The 18,627-nt window shown below is 68.0% G+C and carries 17 protein-coding genes; 7 read left to right on the top strand and 10 right to left on the bottom strand.

Annotated features, from left to right (window positions below; all coding sequences use genetic code 11):
• Window positions 1-16 precede the first annotated feature (16 nt).
• The 3 genes from SY91_RS33210 to SY91_RS33200 all read right to left on the bottom strand — a co-directional run bounded on the left by SY91_RS33210 (window position 17) and on the right by SY91_RS33200 (window position 2,503).
• Window positions 17-1,222, bottom strand: coding sequence for a zinc-dependent alcohol dehydrogenase (locus SY91_RS33210; protein ID WP_124478483.1), 1,206 nt, complete (start codon window positions 1,220-1,222; stop codon window positions 17-19).
• Between the two features lie 140 nt (window positions 1,223-1,362).
• Window positions 1,363-1,833, bottom strand: a complete 471-nt coding sequence (locus SY91_RS33205) for a hypothetical protein (RefSeq protein ID WP_124591901.1) — start codon at window positions 1,831-1,833, stop codon at window positions 1,363-1,365.
• Window positions 1,834-1,864: 31 nt separating this feature from the next.
• A complete protein-coding gene (locus tag SY91_RS33200) occupies window positions 1,865-2,503 on the bottom strand; it encodes a MarC family protein (protein ID WP_105798174.1) in 639 nt (212 codons plus the stop codon).
• A 122-nt stretch (window positions 2,504-2,625) separates the two neighbouring features.
• Between SY91_RS33200 and SY91_RS33195 the strand changes: the two genes are divergently transcribed.
• Window positions 2,626-2,844: a DUF6566 family protein gene (locus tag SY91_RS33195; RefSeq protein WP_006481288.1), complete on the top strand. Its 219-nt coding sequence runs from the start codon at window positions 2,626-2,628 to the stop codon at window positions 2,842-2,844.
• A gap of 50 nt (window positions 2,845-2,894) precedes the next feature.
• Here the strand turns inward: SY91_RS33195 and SY91_RS33190 are convergent, their stop codons facing one another.
• Together SY91_RS33190 and SY91_RS33185 are read right to left on the bottom strand one after the other, a co-directional pair.
• Window positions 2,895-3,272, bottom strand: a complete 378-nt coding sequence (locus SY91_RS33190) for a DUF5594 family protein (protein ID WP_011545599.1) — start codon at window positions 3,270-3,272, stop codon at window positions 2,895-2,897.
• Between the two features lie 42 nt (window positions 3,273-3,314).
• On the bottom strand, window positions 3,315-4,844 hold the full coding sequence (locus tag SY91_RS33185; protein ID WP_185921476.1) for an FAD-dependent oxidoreductase: 1,530 nt from the start codon (window positions 4,842-4,844) through the stop codon (window positions 3,315-3,317).
• Between the two features lie 232 nt (window positions 4,845-5,076).
• On the opposite strand from SY91_RS33185, the gene SY91_RS33180 reads away from it, so the two are divergent.
• The gene (locus SY91_RS33180; protein WP_185921475.1) at window positions 5,077-6,237 is read left to right on the top strand and encodes an NAD-dependent formate dehydrogenase; all 1,161 of its coding nucleotides are present in this window, start codon (window positions 5,077-5,079) and stop codon (window positions 6,235-6,237) included.
• 25 nt (window positions 6,238-6,262) lie between these two features.
• Here SY91_RS33180 and SY91_RS33175 read toward each other — a convergent pair whose 3' ends face one another.
• The 5 genes from SY91_RS33175 to SY91_RS33155 all read right to left on the bottom strand — a co-directional run bounded on the left by SY91_RS33175 (window position 6,263) and on the right by SY91_RS33155 (window position 9,721).
• On the bottom strand, window positions 6,263-7,687 hold the full coding sequence (locus SY91_RS33175) for a PLP-dependent aminotransferase family protein (protein WP_185921474.1): 1,425 nt from the start codon (window positions 7,685-7,687) through the stop codon (window positions 6,263-6,265).
• A 381-nt stretch (window positions 7,688-8,068) separates the two neighbouring features.
• Window positions 8,069-8,317, bottom strand: a complete 249-nt coding sequence (locus tag SY91_RS33170; protein WP_006481293.1) for a hypothetical protein — start codon at window positions 8,315-8,317, stop codon at window positions 8,069-8,071.
• A gap of 34 nt (window positions 8,318-8,351) precedes the next feature.
• Window positions 8,352-8,807: a DUF1269 domain-containing protein gene (locus SY91_RS33165; protein WP_034175496.1), complete on the bottom strand. Its 456-nt coding sequence runs from the start codon at window positions 8,805-8,807 to the stop codon at window positions 8,352-8,354.
• A gap of 87 nt (window positions 8,808-8,894) precedes the next feature.
• Window positions 8,895-9,347: a phosphate-starvation-inducible protein PsiE gene (locus tag SY91_RS33160; protein ID WP_027813452.1), complete on the bottom strand. Its 453-nt coding sequence runs from the start codon at window positions 9,345-9,347 to the stop codon at window positions 8,895-8,897.
• Window positions 9,344-9,721, bottom strand: coding sequence for a LysR family transcriptional regulator (locus SY91_RS33155; RefSeq protein ID WP_034175610.1), 378 nt, complete (start codon window positions 9,719-9,721; stop codon window positions 9,344-9,346). Before SY91_RS33155 ends, SY91_RS33160 begins: the two co-directional genes overlap by 4 nt.
• A gap of 422 nt (window positions 9,722-10,143) precedes the next feature.
• Between SY91_RS33155 and SY91_RS33150 the strand changes: the two genes are divergently transcribed.
• The 5 genes from SY91_RS33150 (at window position 10,144) to SY91_RS33130 (ending at window position 18,284) form a co-directional block, all read left to right on the top strand.
• Window positions 10,144-11,223 carry a Dyp-type peroxidase gene (locus SY91_RS33150; protein ID WP_124478291.1) on the top strand — a complete coding sequence of 360 codons (1,080 nt, stop codon included), beginning with the start codon at window positions 10,144-10,146 and terminating at the stop codon, window positions 11,221-11,223.
• Complete coding sequence (locus tag SY91_RS33145) at window positions 11,216-12,031, top strand: family 1 encapsulin nanocompartment shell protein (RefSeq protein WP_006481296.1); 816 nt, start codon at window positions 11,216-11,218, stop codon at window positions 12,029-12,031. The genes SY91_RS33150 and SY91_RS33145 overlap by 8 nt, the downstream gene beginning before the upstream one ends.
• Window positions 12,032-12,135: 104 nt before the next feature.
• Entirely contained in the window at window positions 12,136-12,405 is a 270-nt protein-coding gene (locus SY91_RS33140; protein WP_027812234.1) for a hypothetical protein, read from the top strand.
• 634 nt (window positions 12,406-13,039) lie between these two features.
• Window positions 13,040-15,880 carry an ATP-dependent Clp protease ATP-binding subunit gene (locus SY91_RS33135; protein ID WP_105798449.1) on the top strand — a complete coding sequence of 947 codons (2,841 nt, stop codon included), beginning with the start codon at window positions 13,040-13,042 and terminating at the stop codon, window positions 15,878-15,880.
• A 124-nt stretch (window positions 15,881-16,004) separates the two neighbouring features.
• On the top strand, window positions 16,005-18,284 hold the full coding sequence (locus SY91_RS33130; protein WP_105798450.1) for an FdhF/YdeP family oxidoreductase: 2,280 nt from the start codon (window positions 16,005-16,007) through the stop codon (window positions 18,282-18,284).
• Window positions 18,285-18,627: the final 343 nt, after the last annotated feature.

Below are 18,627 nucleotides of genomic sequence, written 5' to 3'. Positions count from 1 at the left end.
GTTCGTGGGGTCGTCGTCATGGTGCGAGCTTCACCTTCATCCACCCCGGCTCGCGCACGTCGAACGCGCGATACGCATCGATCGCGTTGGTCAGCGGCTCGGTACGCGTGAGCACCGACAGCGGATCGAATGCGCCGCTGCGCACCAGTTCGACGAGCGGCGGCGTCACCGTCCGGTGATTGCAGTTGCCCATCTTGATCGTCAGGTTGCGGTTCATCGCCTCGCCGATCGGAAACACGCGCGCGGCCGGCGGATACACGCCGATCACCGAGATCGTGCCGGCCTTCGCGACCGCGCGCACCGCCCATTGCAGCACCTGCGACGGCCCGTCGCCCGGCACCCAGTTGCGGCCGTCCGGCTTGCGGTGCGGCACGATCGCGTCGACTTCGGCATCGAATGCGCGCGCGGCATCGCGATCGGCCGCGGCCGGCCCGTGCGTCGCGCGCATCGCGTCGACGCCCACCGCGTCGATCACACGATCGACGCCGATCCCGCCGGTGAGCCGCAGCACCGTATCGACCGGATCGTCCTCGGAGAAATCGACGATCTCGGCACCCTGCGCGCACGCCATCTCGAGCCGCGACGCGATGCGGTCGATCGCGATCAGGCGCCCGGCGCCCATCAGCTTCGCGCTCGCGATCGCGAACTGCCCGACCGGCCCCGCGCCGAACACGGCGACCGTATCGCCCGGCTTCACTTCCGCGAGCTGCGCGCCGAAATAGCCGGTGGGGAAAATGTCCGACATCAGGATCGCGCGATCGTCGTCGATCGCATCGGGCAGCCGGATCAGGCTCGCATGCGCAAGCGGCGTGCGCGCGTATTCGGCCTGCAGTCCGTCGACCGGGCCCGTTTCGGCCGGCCCGCCGAAGAACGACGTGCCCGCACGCGGCCCGCCCGGATTCGCGACGTCGCATTGCGCGGTATAGCCCGCGCGGCAGTAGGCGCAACTGCCGCATGCGATCGTCGACGGAATCAGCACGCGATCGCCGCGCCGCAGGTTACGCACGTCGCGCCCGACCGCCTCGACGATGCCGACGCCTTCATGGCCGAGAATCGTGCCCGGCTTCATGCCGCCGAGCGTGCCGCGCACCATGTGCAGATCGGTGCCGCAGATCGCGCTGGCGGTGAGACGCACGACCGCGTCGGTCGTCGCGGAGACTTCCGGATCGGGCACCGTGTCGATGCGAATGTCGCCGATGCCGTGAAATACGACTGCTTTCATGTCAGGCCCTCCTTGTCGAAAGCGGAAACGGTGAAGGTCACCGTCGAGCCGGTCGAGCAAGGCATGCGCCTGTGGAGCGCGCGCGGCGCGCCATTGGAGAGCAGACGGGAAAGGCTTCGCTGTCGGGAAGGGCCGGCGCGTCAGTCCGTCGCCGGGCCGTGCTCGCCGCTGCCGTCGCCCGCGTTCGAGATCGCTTCGACGAGCTTCAGTTCGTCGTCGATCGACAGCGTCGTGTCGGTCACTTCGCCGCCCAGCGGCGCGAACGCCGCGCTCAGTGCGTAGATGTCGAGCTGCGTCGCGGCCAGCCCGAGCGACACGGTGCCCGGGTGCGCCTTGCGCGCGACGCGGTCGGTCAGCGCATCGTCCACCGGCCGCTCGCGCCACGCGTCGAGCGACGATTCGATATGCGCGACCACGCTGTCGAGCAGCGATCCGGACGACACGCGACCCGGATCGACTGCATGCGTGCGCAACTGTCCGTCAGTCGAGCACTCGACGATCACGACACCCGCGAGCGCGACGACGTGCCGGTCGCGCAGCGTGTCGAGTTCGGCCAGCGCGCGACGCGCCGCGTCGAGATCGGGATAGGACAACACGATCAGCGTGTTCATCAGCGACTCCATGCAATCCGAACGGGCGCGCTCAATGCGGCAGCCCGAACGCGGCTTTCAGGCTCGCGACGATCATCTGCATCGCGATCGCCGCGAGAATCATCCCCATCAGGCGCTGCGTGACGGCCGTCACGCGCGGCGACAGGTAGTGGCCGATCAACGGCGCCGACAGCAGCGACACGGCCAGCAGCACGAGAAATGCGGCCAGCCCGAGCACGAACGCGAACTCCTGCCCGGTCGCGACGGCACCGTGCCCGAGCACGATCATCGTCGCGATCGTGCCGGGGCCGACCAGCAACGGGATCGTCAGCGGATAGATCGCGACGCTGTCGGCCGCCGCCGGATCGGCGCCTTCGTCGGCGCCCGGCGCATGCTGGCGGCTCGGCGCACCATGCAGCATCGACAACGCGATCAACAGCACCAGCAGCCCGCCCGCGAGCCGGAAATCGTCGATCGTCAAGCCGAACACGTGCAGGATCGCGCCGCCCGCCACCGCCGACACGATGCAGCCGACCGTCACGCCGATCGCGGCCGTCAGCGCGACCTTGCGACGCACGCCGTCCGCCGCGCCTTCGGTCAGCGACAGGAACACCGGAATGTTCGCGATCGGGTTCATGATCGCGAACAGCGCCGCGAACACCTTGATGGAAAAGGTCAGGTCGAAGGACACAAGGTCGCTCCCGTCTCGCGCGGCACGTGACACGCACACGCCGGTTCATTTTCGATGCGCGGCGCACGCCATGCTGATACGATCCACGCACCACGTTCATTCACGACGGAGGGCCCCGTTCGATGCAAGCCACCGACACTTTCATGGGTCACGAGATTCGCGTCGACGCGACGCGCAACGCGAACGGCGCGTGGGTCGCGCAGGTACGGATCTTCCGCGACGGCGCGCCCGTCGACCTGCCCGCGCCCGAACTCGTCACGCCGGAATGGCTGACGTGCGACGAGGCGCTGCGCGGCGGCATCGACCAGGGGCGCGTGATCATCCGGACGCGCGACCGGTAACCGCGCGCGGTTCGCGCCGCACGCCATCGGCCGACATCGCGCGATGCCCGTCACGCATCGAAATCGAGGTCGCCGATCAGGATCTCGCGATCGCGCTGCGTCCGGCTGCTGAAATCGACCGGCAACTCCATCTGCCACCGCTCGATCGTGACCGGCAGCACCGCGAGATAGCGATCGAAGCGGCTGTGGTCGGGCTCGGCCAGCAGACCGGCGATCGCATCGTCGCGCCACGCGAGCCGCGCGTTCAACCGGTTCGGCAAGCCGACCGTCGACGTGAGGCCGATCACGTCGACGCAGGTCGGGCTGCCCTGCCCGTCGTGCGGCACGACGTCGACCCTCACTTCGCCAGGCTGGTACAGGCCGCGCAAGCGCGTCGCGATGCGCGGCGCAAACTCGGTTTCGAAACGGGCACGGACGTCAGGGTTCATTTCGCCTCCATTCAAGGTTCGGTGGGTGTCGTCATGCTGCTTTCATGCGGAAGCCCTCTGCCGCTCGAGCGCCGCTTCGGCCTTCAGGTTGTCGAGATCGCGAGCTATCGTCACGACCGCGAGCCGCGTGTTGCCACGCCAGTACGCGATCGAGCAGTCGTGCGCGCCGAGGTCGCCGTCAATCTCGACGCGATCCCATTGCTCCGCATGCCCGACATAGCGGAGCGTCAGGTCGTAATGCTGACTCCAGAAAAACGGCACCGCGTCGAACGGCCGCTGCTGGCCGAGCAGGTTGCGCGCCGCGACGATGCCCTGCCGCTCGGCGACGACCCAGTGCTCGACGCGAATCCGCTCGCCCGTCAGCGGATCGGGCCAGCGCGCGATATCGCCGGCCGCGTAGATGCCGGCCGCACTCGTCTGCAGGAAGCGGTCGACCGTCACGCCGCGTTCGACCGCGAGCCCGGCGTCCTGCGCGAGTTCGACGTTCGGATGCACGCCGATCCCCACCAGCACGACGTCGGCCGGCAGGACGTCGCCACTCGACAGCGTCACGCTGTCCGGCCCGATCCGCGCGGGCGTCGCGCCGAGATGGAACACCACGCCGTGCGCTTCGTGCAGCGCCTTGATCGTGTCGCCGAGCGCGTCGCCGAGCACGCGGCCCATCGGATGCGGATCGGGCGCGACGACGTGCACGTCGAGCCCGCGTGTACGCAACGCGGCAGCCGCTTCGAGGCCGATGAAGCTCGCGCCGACCACCACGCAGCGGCGCGCGGTTTTCAGCTTCGCGATCAGCGCATCGCAATCGGCGCGCGAGCGCAGCGTACGGACGTGCGGCAGATCGGCGCCGGGCACGTTCAGGCGGTTCGGCTCGGCGCCGGTCGCGAGCAGCAGCGCGCCGTATTCGATACGGCTGCCGTCGGCCAGCTCGACCGACCGCTGAGCGGGATCGATGCGCGTGACCCGCGTATTGCAGCGCACGTCGATCCGCTGCCCGGCATAGAACGACGGCGCGCGCAGCGGCAACCAGTCGGCTTCCGCCGTGCCCGCGAGGTAATCCTTCGACAGATTCGGCCGGTCGTACGGCGGATCGACATCGGCGCTCAGCAGCGTGATCGCGTGCGGATAGCCTTCCTGCCGCAGCGTCACCGCGGCTGCGATCGCGGCGGCGCCGCCGCCGACGATCACGACCGACGTGGGCAGCCCGGTTTCCTTCAGCGCAGGCGGCACGGCGGCCGGCCGCGCATCGACTACGACCGCGCGGCCGTCGCGCCGCTCGACGCGCCAGCACGGCAGCCCGTCGAGCGCCGGCGCGCGCTCCATCTCGCCGGTGCGCAGGCAGAACGCCGCGTGATGCCACGGACAGCGAATCGTGTCGCCGACCAGCAGGCCCTGGGCCAGCGGCCCGCCGTAGTGCGGGCATTGCGCGCCCACCGCGAACAGTTCGTCGGCACGGCGCACGAGCAGCACCGCCGCGTCGCCGACATGGCCCTCGATCATCGCGCCGTCGGCGAGATCGTCGAGCGCGATCCCTTGCGTGAGATCGGGGCGTGAGGACGCATCGCTTCCAGTCATGACGTGGCTCCCGAAAAGTCAGGTAACGATCCCATTATCGCCATCCCTCCTGAAAAGAACAGGTACAGACGCCCCGCAGCGCACGCAAACGCGGACTGTAGCTTGTACGCGATCCGCGACCGGCGTAGAACGTGATCAACGTTGCGGCGCACCACGGCGGCCGCCTGCGACGGGCACGGCGCGACCCGCGCAAGCCGCGTGCCGCCTTCACCTTTCAAAGGAGCACTACCCGATGGCTACCGTCCTGTGCGTGCTCTACCCCGATCCCGTCGACGGCTATCCGCCGCGCTACGTGCGCGACACGATCCCGGTCATCACGCACTACGCGGACGGTCAAACCGCGCCGACGCCGGCCGGCCCGCCCGGCTTCCGGCCCGGCGAACTCGTCGGCTCGGTGTCCGGCGCGCTCGGCTTGCGCGGCTATATGGAAGCGCACGGCCATACGCTGATCGTCACGAGCGACAAGGACGGCCCCGACTCCGAATTCGAGCGCCGGCTGCCCGAAGCGGACGTGGTGATTTCGCAGCCGTTCTGGCCCGCGTACCTGAGCGCGGAACGCATCGCCCGCGCGCCGAAGCTCAAGCTCGCGCTGACGGCCGGCATCGGCTCCGATCACGTCGATCTGGACGCCGCCGCACGCGCGCGCATCACGGTTGCCGAAGTCACCGGCTCGAACAGCATCAGCGTCGCCGAGCACGTGGTGATGACGACGCTCGCGCTGGTGCGCAACTATCTGCCGTCGCATGCGGTCGCGCAGCAGGGCGGCTGGAACATCGCCGACTGCGTGTCGCGCAGCTACGACGTCGAAGGGATGCATTTCGGCACGGTCGGCGCGGGTCGCATCGGTCTCGCCGTGCTGCTCCGGCTGCAGCCGTTCGGCCTGCAACTGCACTACACGCAGCGCCACCGGCTCGATGCATCGATCGAGCAGGCGCTCGCGCTCACGTATCACGCCGATGTGGCGTCGCTCGCGAGCGCCGTCGATATCGTCAACCTGCAGATTCCGCTGTACCCGTCGACCGAGCACCTGTTCGACGCGGCGATGATCGCGCGGATGAAGCGCGGCGCGTACCTGATCAACACCGCGCGCGCGAAGCTGGTCGACCGCGACGCGGTCGTGAATGCGCTCACGTCCGGCCATCTCGCCGGCTATGGCGGCGACGTATGGTTTCCGCAGCCGGCGCCGGCCGATCACCCGTGGCGCGCGATGCCGTTCAACGGGATGACACCGCACATCTCCGGCACGTCGTTGTCCGCGCAGGCGCGCTATGCGGCCGGCACGCTGGAAATCCTGCAATGCTGGTTCGACGGCAGGCCGATCCGCAACGAATACCTGATCGTCGACGGCGGCACGCTCGCGGGCACCGGCGCGCAGTCGTACCGGCTGACATGACGTCGCGCCGCGCGCCGCGGCGCGGTCAGTCGATGCAGGATGCGGCGAGCTTGCCGACGGTGACGACCGCGCGCTCGATCTCGGGCGACCACGGGCTGCTGTAGTTCAACCGGATGAAGTTCCGGTAAGTATCCGCGATCGAAAACATGTAGCCGGGCCCGATCGTGATCCCCTGCTCCAGCGCGAGCTGGTACAGCCGCATCGCATCGACCTGCGCGGGCAGCTCGACCCACAGCACGTACCCGCCTGCCGGGCTCGAAATGCGCGTGCCTTCCGGAAAGAACCGCGACACCATCGCGCGCATCAGGTTCGCCTGCTGCGCATACGCCTTGCGAACCCGCCGCAGGTGATGTTCGTAGCCGTCGCGTTCGAGAAACTCCGCGATCGCGAGCTGCGGCAACGACGGCGTCGCCAGCGTATTCAGGAACTTCAGCTTCTCGACCTGCTCGCGGTAGCGGCCCGGCAGCGCCCAGCCGATCCGGTACGCGGCCGTCAGGCTCTTAGAGAACGACGCGCAATGCAGCACGATGTCATGGCGATCGAACGACTTCAGCGTGCTCGGATGCATGTTGCCGAAATACAGTTCGTTGTACACGCCGTTCTCGATGATCGGCAGGTCGGCTTTCGTTGCGAACGCCACCAGTTCGCGCTTGCGCTCGTCCGGCATCTGGAAACCCAGCGGGTTCTGGAAGTTCGGCATCACCATGCACGCGGCGATCGGCTGCGATTTCGCGATCGCGGCCAGCGCCGCGATGTCGATCCCGTATTCCGGGTGTGTGGCCACTTCGATCGCCTTCATCCCCATCCGCTCGATCGCGTGCAGCATCGCGTAGAACGTCGGCGACTCCACCGCGATCGTGTCGCCCGGCCTCGCCACCGCCTGCAGGCACAGGTTGATCGCCTCCGTCGCACCGACCGTCACGATGATCTCGTTCGGGTCCACCGACATCCCGTTTTCAAGGTAGCGGCGCGCGATCTGCCGGATCAGCCGCGGATGGCCCGGCGGCAGCCCGTCGGTCACGCCCCACAGCGACTTGTCGCGGCCAGCCGCATACGCGTAGCGGTTCAGCTTCTCGAACGGAAACAGGCTCGGGTCCGGGTACGGCGAGCCGAGCGGCACCGCGTCGTCCGTGCCGATCGAGCGCAGCGTCGACAGCACGAGCCGGCTCACGTCCACCGACGACGAGATCGCGATCGGCTTCGACGGCCGCAGCTCGCGCACCGGCGCGTGGCCGTCGTCGCGCCGCAGGTTCACGAAATAGCCCGACTGCGGCCGGCTTTCGAGCAGCCCGCGGCTTTCCAGCAGCAGATACGCATGCAGCACGGTCGTGATGCTGATCCGGTGCTGCTGGCTCGCCTGCCGCACCGACGGCACACGGTCGCCGTGTCGATATACGCCTTGCCGAATGAGTCGCTCTACGTCGTTCGCAAATTTCTCGTAGAGCTTCATCCGCCTCGCCCCGCCAGCGATGAACCGGCGTGCGCCGCATGGGCGGCACCGCCGCGCCGACGCACGAAGCCGGATAGCCGTCGCCGGAGGCGGGTGTCCCGGCTGGAACCTCGTCCGTTATCGAAATTGAAGGCGGATAGCAATGCGAATCTCATCAAGACAAGGTTCGGCATCCTACTGCGTCATTTCGACGAATGTAAGTGACAGTTTGGCGAGGAAACGTCAAATCCGGCCGGCGTGGTGAACAGATGATGCGAACGCGACGGCGCGGCCGCGCGCGCTCGCACGGCAGCCGTTCGTCCGGCGCACGTCATGATGTATTGCGGTAGCAGAGGAAGCGCCGGCGAAGCGAAGCCCGGCCACGCGCGGGCCTGCTCGCACTCAAGCGTCGTCGACGTTGTCCGCGTAGTGGTCGATCGCGACCTTGCACTCGTCGAACACCACCGTCAGCAACGCGACGTCGTTCGACTCGAGCCACTTGCGGATCTGCAGGAACTGGCCGGTGCCGAGATCGGCGAGGCGGCCCGGATCGTCGGTCGTCACGTCGACGCTCGCGATCGCGCGGTTGCCGGGCAGCGGCGACAGCGTCGCCGCGATGTCGAAGCGGCGATACGATTGATCGATGCGCATGCGGTTCTCCCGAATCGGTTCGAAAAGAGCGGGCTCAGTCGAGCGTCTGGCGAAAGACCTTGCCGCCGAATCCCGTCACGACGTTGTCGACCGAGAACGGCGTGTCCTCCTTCGCCTCGAGAATGACCGCGACGCTGCCCGGCACGAGCCGCGCCGCAACCGTCTCGACGAACGTGCCGTCGAGCAGCGCATTGCCGGCCGCTTGCGCGAGAATGCCCGCGCCCGCGCCGGCCGCCATGCCGGTCACCACGCCGAGCGGCCCGGCGAGCAGCCCGAGCAAGCCGCCCGCGATCGCGCCGATCACGCCGCCCTTGAACGGCCGCGATTCGGCGTCGAGCACCGCGAGCTTGCCGTTCGCGTCCTTCTCGACGACGACGCCGTTCTCGATGTGGAATCCTTCGTTCTTCTCCGACAGTGCCTCGAAATCGTTCGCGGCCTGGCGGGCCGTCTCGACGCTGCCGAACACGGCGACGATCAATTGCCTGGTCATGCGACACCTCGCTCGATGGAATGATGGGGAGACCGCCGCACCGCGCACGGCGCGCCGGGGTTCGCTTCGAATGCCGCCCGGGTCGCGTTACTTGCGGACATGCACGTCGTCCTCGACGTCGTCGACGTCCGCCGGAAAGCGATGCTGGCCGAAGCTCAGGATCAGCACGCCGACCGCGAGCAGCACGATCCCGAAGGTCGTCATCAGCATCCGCTCGGGGCTGTCCGTCGCGCCGCGCAGGATCAGGTCGCGCGCGAGCGACGTCATCGCGATGAACAGCGGAAACCGCACCGGCAGCCGGCCGAGCCGCAGGTAGCGCAGGTCCATCGCGAGCACCTCCAGATACAGGAACATCAGCAGCAGGTCGGTCAGCGACACCTCGCCCGCGAGCACGACCTTCCACGCTTCCTGCGCCATCGCGAACGCGGTCGCCAGCCCGATCACGACCAGCCCGGCGAGCTCGGCCGCGTGAAGGAAATGGCCGAAGCGGCGACGGATGCGCTCGGCGGTCGTATCGGTGGATGCAGTGGACGTATTCAACGCGTTAACCGGTGTAGTGTCGTGGGCGCGGCGATCGATGCTCCGTCGCTGCAGCGAGTGGTTTCGGGCAACGGCAAGCCCGCGACGGGCGAACGGGAAACCGTTGCGCACGCACCGGCTCCGCTCGCGCCGGTCGCCTGCGCGACCGCGGACAGCGTGCGCCGGCAACACGCGTAAAACGCGACGCCGGCCTCGGTGCATGCGACCGCGTCGCCCGAGCGGTCCAGCAACAACCGGCAGCCGAGATAGCGTTCGAGCCCATCGAGCCGCGCGCCGACCTGCGCGACGTCGAGCCTCAGTTCGGACGCCGCGCCGGACAGCCCGCCATGCTCGACGATTGCACCGAAAATACGCATCGCTTCCAAAAGGTTCATCATGATGGCCGTGGTCGCGCGGAGCGAAACCTAATCTACTGCACGCGACACACCCGCTCAAGAGCACAGCGCCGCGGGCGCCAGGAGTACAGCTGAGCGGGCGCCGCACAAAACCCGGCCCGGTTTGATCCATTCGAATGACAGATCGTCGATACGTGTTCCAAAGACCCGCCGAAGCTGCTAGATTGCATGCTCGACGACGTTACGCGGTGCGGCCAGCCTTACGCGCCGGGCGAACGCGCGGCCACCCCGCCTGCCTCCCCTTCGCGCCCCGGGGGCCGGCCGCCGCCGCTGCGGCCCGTTGCGCGATGCCCGCGCAACGTCCTTCATCCGCATGTCACAAAGCACAGAGAACAGTCGCATGACACAGTTCAACCGTTCGCCTTCGCGCGCCGCGGCTACCGCGGCCCGTCCGTCCCGACATGACTGACCGGCAGGCCGCAATGCAGACCACTCCTCCCCCGCTCTCCCAGGCCGTTCACAGCACGATCACGCGCAGCGCGATCTTTCTCGTGGCGACGATCAATCCCGGCGCCGATCACGCCGACACGATCCGTTCGTGGTGCGGCGACATCGCCGCGCTGGTGCGCTCGGTCGGCAAGCGCGTACCGGGCGGCAACCTCACCTGCGTGTGCGGCTTCGGCTCCGACGCATGGGATACGCTGTTCGGCGAGCCGCGCCCCGCATCGCTGCATCCGTTCCGCGAATTCGGCGCCGGCCAGCGCGTCGCGGTCGCGACGCCCGGCGACATCCTGCTGCACATCCGCGCCGAAGCGATGGATCTGTGCTTCGAACTGGCGACGCAATTGCTCAATGCGCTCGGCGACGCGGTCACGGTCGTCGACGAGGTGCACGGCTTCCGCAATTTCGACCAGCGCGCGATGATCGGCTTCGTCGACGGCACCGAGAACCCGGAAGGCCGCGAGGCGGTCGACTTCACGGTGATCGGCGACGAGGACGCCGAATTCGCGGGCGGCAGCTACGTGCTCGTGCAGAAGTACCTGCACGACATGGCCGGCTGGAACGCGCTCGCGGTCGAAACGCAGGAGCGCATCATCGGCCGCACCAAATTGTCCGACATCGAGCTCGCGCCGGACGTGAAGCCGTCGTGCTCGCACAGCTCGCTGACCACGCTCGACGAAGGCGGCCGGGAAGTGAAGATCCTGCGCGACAACATGCCGTTCGGGCGCCCGGGCGCCGGCGAATTCGGCACTTATTTCATCGGCTATGCGCGCTCGCCGGCGCCGATCGAGCAGATGCTCGAGAACATGTTCGTCGGCCGCCCGCCGGGCAACTACGACCGCCTGCTCGACTACAGCCGCGCGGTCACCGGCTCGCTGTTCTTCGTGCCGTCGGCCGACCTGCTCGAAGCGCTCGCCGACCGCCCGGCGCCGCCCGCCGAAGCCACCCAACCGGAATCCACGCCGTCCGCGCCTGCCGCACCGCATCGCGACGGCTCGCTGAACATCGGCTCGCTGAAAGGAACCCCGACCTATGAATAACCTGCATCGCGAACTCGCGCCGATCTCGTCGGCCGCCTGGGAACAAATCGAGGAGGAAGTGGCGCGCACCTTCAAGCGCTCGGTGGCCGGCCGCCGCGTCGTCGACGTCGAGGGCCCCGCAGGCCCCGAGCTGTCGGCCGTCGGCACCGGGCACCTGCTCGATGTCGCCGCGCCGCGCGAACTCGTGAACGCACGGTTGCGCGAAGTACGCACCATCGTCGAGCTGACGGTGCCGTTCGAGCTGAGCCGCGACGCGATCGACAGCGTCGAGCGCGGCGCGCGCGACGCCGACTGGCAGCCGGCGAAGGAAGCCGCGCAGCGGCTCGCATTCGCCGAAGACAACGCAATCTTCGACGGCTACCCGGCAGCCGGCATCGTCGGCATCCGCGAAGGCACGTCGAACCGCCGGCTCACGCTGCCGGCCGACGTCGGCGCCTATCCGGACGCGATCAGCGACGCGCTGGAAGCGCTGCGCCTCGCCGGCGTCGACGGCCCGTACTCGGTCGTGCTCGGTTCGGACGCATACACCGCGCTCAGCGAAGCGCGCGACCAGGGCTATCCGGTCCTCGGCCATATCAAACGCATCGTCAGCGGCGAGATCATCTGGGCGCCGGCGATCAGCGGCGGCTGCGTGCTGTCCACGCGCGGCGGCGATTACGAGCTGCACCTCGGGGAAGACGTGTCGATCGGCTACACGAGCCACACCGACAAGGGCGTCCGCCTGTACCTGCGCGAAACGTTCACGTTCCTGATGCTGACGAGCGAAGCATCGGTGGCCGTGGCGCCGCAGGGCAACGCGGCCGCCTGAGCGCGGTTGCCGGCGCGCGATGCCCGCCCGGGCGTCGCGCGCGACGCCCGCACCGCCGGCCGCGGGTTCGTCGCCGATCCAGCCCATCTTGCATGGAGGATGTCATGAGCGAATCGAATGACGCATTACAGGCGCTGCAGGCGTCCGTCGCTACCCTGAAGCAGACGGTCGACGCGAATGCGGGCAGCCAGGCCGGCGACACCGCCGTGCTGTTTACCGTCGTGTCGCTGATGCTGGCCGAGCTGCCGCCCGACACGCGCAACCTGATCGAGGATTCGTTCTCCGTCTGGGCCAATGGTCTGCAGAATGCGGCGCTGTCGGCCGACGTGAAGCAGATCGCCCGGCAACGGCTCGCGATGAATCTGTCGGACTGATCGCGGTTCACCACGGTTGCGCGATGTCCGGCGCGTACCGTGCAACCCGTCTTCGCCCTCGCCGCCCCCCCGGCACGCATCGGCTGCGGTGCGTGCGGAGCCGGCCGTAACCGCTTCGCGCCAGCCCCGCGCGTCGCGCACCGGCTTGCGTCGCGTCCTGCGTCCCGTCTCCCCCGTTTGCCGGCTGCCTGCGCCCTGCGCGCCGATGTCGCACCTCGCCCCGTTCGCGCGCCACCCCTTGCTGTCCCCTTCCATCGCAAGCCGTACGCGCCGCGCATGCCCGCGCCGCCGCGCGCGTGCGCGTCTGTACTCCTTGGCGCCGGATCGCACGCCCATGTGAGGGTGCAATTCACGGCCGGCCCGGCAGGGAACTGTGTCTTGGATGGCCCGCGCCGATTCGCTATTTTGAACGCAGTCGAAGCGATGCCGTGGGCTCCTCTCAGCGCTCGCGCCTCCCGCCCCGACCGCGACCGTACGCCACGCCGGCGCGCGCTGCGCGATCGCACCGGTGCGGCACGCGCGCCGCCGCGGTGTGTGCCGTGCGCGTCGTGCGGTCGCGATCGGGACGCGCGAGCGCCGCACCGCATCGGGCTTCACCCTTCGACCCACCTTCACCGACAGGAGCCAGACCACCATGCCCGCACTTTGCGATATCTGTCACGCCCGGCCGGCCGTCGCGCGCGCCACCGTGATGCAGGACGGCGAGCGCAAGACGATCTCGATCTGCGATTACCACTTCCGACAGCTGATGCGGCATCAGAGCATGCTGAATCCGTTCGATTCGCTGCTGGGCGGTGGCGGACCGTCGTCGCTGTTCGGCGGCCTCGGCGACGACTCGCCGCTCGCCGCGGAGATTCCGCGCGAATCGGTCGACCCGACCGACGCATTCAGCGAACAGACGCTCGAACTGCTGCAGCGCGCGGCCGAGAAGGCGCATGAACTGCGCCGCAGCGAGCTCGATTCCGAACACCTGCTGTACGCGCTCGCGGACACCGACGTGTGCGCCGCGCTGCTGAAGGAGCTGAAGCTGTCGCCGGAGGACATCAAGTCGTACATCGACGCGCATGCGCACACCGGCACGGCCGACCCCGATGCGCCGCTCGACAAGCTGTCGATCTCGCCGCGCGTGAAGAAGGCCGTGCAGTACGCGTTCCAGGCGTCGCGCGATCTCGGCCACTCGTACATCGGCCCCGAACACCTGCTGATCGGGCTCGCATCGGTGCCGGACAGCGTCGCCGGCACGCTGCTGAAGAAATACGGCGTGACGCCCGAGGCGCTGCGCCAGAAGGTCGTGAAAGTGGTCGGCAAGGGCGCGGAGGACGGCCGCGTCGATGCGCCGACCGGCACGCCGAATCTCGACAAGTTCGGCCGCGACCTCACCGCGATCGCGCGCCAGGGCAAGCTCGATCCGGTGCTCGGCCGCGCGCAGGAAATCGAGAGCACGATCGAGGTGCTCGCGCGCCGCAAGAAGAACAACCCGGTGCTGATCGGCGAGCCGGGCGTCGGCAAGACGGCGATCGTCGAGGGCCTCGCGCAGCGGATCGTCAACGGCGACGTGCCCGAGGTGCTGCGCGACAAGCGGCTCGTCGAAGTCAACATCAACTCGATGGTGGCCGGCGCGAAGTATCGCGGCGAATTCGAGGAACGCGCGAAGCAGCTGATCGACGAGGTGACCGCGAAGCAGGACGAACTGATCCTGTTCATCGACGAGCTGCATACGATCGTCGGCGCGGGCCAGGGCGGCGGCGAAGGCGGCCTCGACATCGCGAACGTGCTGAAGCCCGCGCTCGCGCGCGGCGAGCTGAGCCTGATCGGCGCGACGACGCTCAACGAATACCAGAAGTACATCGAGAAGGACGCCGCGCTCGAACGCCGCTTCCAGCCCGTGTTCGTGCCGGAGCCGAGCGTCGAGCAGACGATCGTGATCCTGCGCGGGCTGCGCGACAGCCTCGAGGCGCACCACCAGGTGACGTTCGCCGACGACGCGTTCGTCGCGGCCGCCGAGTTCGCCGACCGCTACATCACGTCGCGCTTCCTGCCCGACAAGGCGATCGACCTGATCGACCAGGCCGCCGCGCGCGTGCGGATCGGCGCGACCTCGCGCCCGGTCGACATTCAGGAAGGCGAAGCGCAGATCGCGCAACTGAAGCGCGAGCAGGACTACGCGACCTCGCGCAAGCGCTTCGACGAAGCGAAGCAGTTCGAAGAGCAGATCAATGCGAAGCAGAAGGCCGTGGACGAGATGATGGAGGCGTGGCAGCGCAAGACCGGCTCGGAGACGCTCGAAGTGACCGTCGAATCGGTGGCCGAGGTCGTGTCGCGGCTCACCGGCATCCCCGTGTCCGAACTCACGCAGGAAGAACGCCAGAAGCTGCTGAAGATGGAAGAGCAGTTGCGCGAGCGCGTGGTCGGCCAGAGCGATGCGGTGGTCGCCGTCAGCGATGCCGTGCGGCTGTCGCGCGCCGGGCTCGGCCAGACCCACCGGCCGATCGCGACGTTCCTGTTCCTCGGGCCGACGGGGGTCGGCAAGACCGAGCTCGCGAAGGCGCTGGCCGAGACCGTGTTCGGCGACGAGCAGGCGATCATCCGCATCGACATGTCCGAATACATGGAGCGCCACGCGGTCGCGCGGCTGATCGGCGCGCCGCCCGGCTACGTCGGCTACGACGAAGGCGGCCAGCTCACCGAGCGTGTGCGGCGCCGCCCGTACAGCGTGATCCTGCTCGACGAGATCGAGAAGGCGCATCCGGACGTCTACAACGTGCTGCTGCAGGTGTTCGACGACGGGCGTCTCACCGACGGCAAGGGCCGCGTGGTCGATTTCAGCAACACGATCATCATCGCGACCAGCAACCTCGGCGCGGCGATCATCATGGACAATCTCACGCAGCCGGAAGCCGCGCGCAAGACCGACAAGGCGATCCGCGAGGAACTGATGCAGGTGCTGAAGGGGCATTTCCGGCCCGAGTTCCTGAACCGGATCGACGAGGTGATCGTCTTCCACGCGCTGTCGAAGGACAACATCCGCTCGATCGTGCAGATCCAGCTCGATCGCGTGGTGCGTACCGCCGCCGCGCAGGACATCACGCTCGTGATGGGCAGCTCGCTCGTCGACCACCTGACCGAAGTCGGCTACCAGCCGGAATTCGGCGCGCGCGAACTGAAACGCCAGATCCGCCAGACGATCGAGACGCGGCTCGCGAAGGAGATCCTCGCCGACCGGCTGAAATCGGGCGACAAGTGCGAGGTCGACTACGACAAGGACAGCGACGAAGTGAAGTTCAACACGCTCGCCGCGCCTGAAGCGAAGGATACGAAGGACGCGAAACCGGACGCCGACGGCAAGGCCAAACCCGACGGCAAGGCCGCCAAGGCGGCAGCAGACGCGAAGCAGGACGACACGCGCGCCGACGCTCCGCCGCCCGCGGCGAAGCCCGGCAAGAAGTCGTCCGGCGCGAAGAAGGACGCACACTAAAACAACGCTTGCCCTGCAATCCGGGGCACGCATGATCGGCTCCGTCCGCCGGACGGAGCCGCCCCACGCCGCGACACGGCGCAACCGAGCCACCCGCACCGGGCCCGGCTATTGGAGATTCACCATGACAAATCGACGCGAAGTGCCAGGCATCAGGAAATACGATGGGCCCGCCGGCGGTTGGGGCGCGCTTCGCGCGACAGCCGATGCGGTGCGCACGCAGATGGAAACCATCGAGGCGCCGATCGTGCTGATGCGGACCAACCAGCCCGACGGCTTCGACTGCCCCGGCTGCGCGTGGCCGGACAAGGAACACAAGTCCACGTTCCAGTTCTGCGAGAACGGCGCGAAGGCCGTCACGTGGGAGGCGACGACCAAGCGCGTGACGCCCGAGTTCTTCGCGGCGAACACCGTGTCGTCGCTGCTGCGCATGTCGGACTACGAACTGGAGAACATGGGCCGGCTCACGCATCCGCTCGTCTACGACCGCGCGACCGACACGTTCCGCGCGATCGAATGGGACGACGCGTTCGCGCGCATCGGCGAAGTGCTGCGCGCGCTGCCGCCCGAGCAGGTCGAGTTCTACACGTCGGGCCGCGCGTCGAACGAAGCCGCGTACCTGTACCAGCTGTTCGCGCGCGAGCTTGGCACCAACAACTTCCCCGACTGCTCGAACATGTGCCACGAACCGACCAGCGTCGGCCTGCCGCAGTCGATCGGTATCGGCAAGGGCACCGTGTCGCTGGAGGATTTCGACCACTGCGAGCTGATCATCTCGATCGGCCACAATCCCGGCACGAACCATCCGCGGATGATGGGCACGCTGCACGAGTGCGCACGCCGCAACGTGCCGATCATCGTGTTCAACCCGCTGCGCGAGCGCGCGCTCGAACGCTTCGCCGATCCGCAGGACATGATCGAGATGGCATCGTTCGGCTCCACGCGGATCGCGTCGACGTACTACCAGGTCGACGCAGGCGGCGACGCGGCCGCGCTGAAGGGCATCATGAAGGCGCTGCTGAAGCTCGAAGCCGAGCAAGGCAACGTGCTCGACCGCGACTTCATCGCGCAGCACACGAACGGCTTCGACGCGTTCTCGGCCGATCTCGAAGCGACGTCGTGGGACGACATCGAACGCGCGAGCGGCCTGAGCCAGGAACAGCTCGAACAGGTGGCGATCGCGTATGCGAAGTCGAACGCGACAATCGTCACGTACGGGATGGGCGTCACGCAGCACAACAAGGGCACGGCGACCGTGCGCCTGATCGCCGACCTGCTGCTGATGCGCGGCAACATCGGCAAGCCCGGCGCCGGTGTGTGCCCGCTGCGCGGCCATTCGAACGTGCAGGGCAACCGCACGGTCGGCATCACCGAGAAGCCGTCGGCCGAATTCCTGAAGAAGATCGAGGACGTGTGCGGCTTCACGCCGCCCGCGCAGCACGGGCACGACGCGGTGCAGGCGATGCAGGCGATGATCGACGGCACCGCGAAGGCGCTGCTGTGCCTCGGCGGCAACTTCGCGGTCGCGCTGCCCGATCCGGAACTGTCGTTCCCGGCAATGGCGAAGCTCGACCTGAGCGTACATCTCGGCACGAAGCTGAACCGCTCGCACCTGCTGGTCGGCAAGGAAACCTTCATCCTGCCGGTGCTCGGCCGCACCGAGCTCGACATGCAGGCCACCGGCCGGCAGTCGATCACCGTCGAGGATTCGATGTCGATGGTCCATGCGTCGGCCGGCAAGCTCAAGCCCGCGTCGGACCAGTTGCGCTCGGAACCCGCGATCGTGGCAGGTATCGCGCATGCGACGCTGCCGAACAGCAAGGTCGCGTGGCTCGACCTGATCGCCGACTACGACCGCATCCGCGACCTGATCGACAAGACCGTATCCGGCTTCGAGGCCTTCAACGAGCGCATCCGCACGCCGGGCGGCTTCCGCCTGCCGCTGCCGCCCACCGAGCGTGTGTGGCCGACGCCGACCGGCAAGGCGATGTTCTCGGTCTACAAGGGCGTGAAGGAGGACGCGGACGTGCTCGGCGCCGAGCAGGTGCTGCGTTTGATCACGCTGCGCAGCCACGATCAGTACAACACGACGATCTACGGGCTCGACGATCGCTATCGCGGCGTGTTCGGCCGGCGTGACGTGCTGTTCATGAACGCGGCCGATCTCGAGAAGTACGGGCTCGAACACGGCGACCTCGTCGACATCGAGACGGTCACGGCGTCGGGCCGCACGCTGCGCCTCGAGAAGATCACCGCGATCGAGTACGACATCGCGCCGGGCTCGGTCGGTGCGTATTATCCGGAAGCGAACGTGCTCGTGCCGCTCGACTATATCGACAAGGAAAGCGGCACGCCGTCGTACAAGTCGGTGCCGGTGCGCGTCGCGCGCTCGGCGGTGGTGTGATCCGCGAGCGGGCGCGGGTGCGGCACATATCGCTCCTTCGGCCCGCCTGCTACCCTGCGCTTCGCGCTCGCGGCCGTCGCATCGCAACCGATGCGGCGGCCGTTTCATTTGATCGCGTCGGACGACGCCGGGCTTATCGCGCCGCCGTCGGGCGTCGTCATATTGCCGACAAACCGACGGTCTGACGAACGGTAATGATCACTTCCTCACCATTTGACTCCACACCGTCCGCAGTATGTCTGCGTCAGACGAACTATCCCGTATGCAACGACTCTCGCCGCGTCATCGCGCAGCATTTAGGGTTGATACCGGCAACGGAGAAAATACGTCCTCTTTTCCGTCA

The sequence above is a fragment of the Burkholderia cenocepacia genome, from assembly GCF_014211915.1.
Classification (GTDB): domain Bacteria; phylum Pseudomonadota; class Gammaproteobacteria; order Burkholderiales; family Burkholderiaceae; genus Burkholderia; species Burkholderia orbicola.
This window is presented reverse-complemented; position numbering and strand designations above follow the sequence as displayed.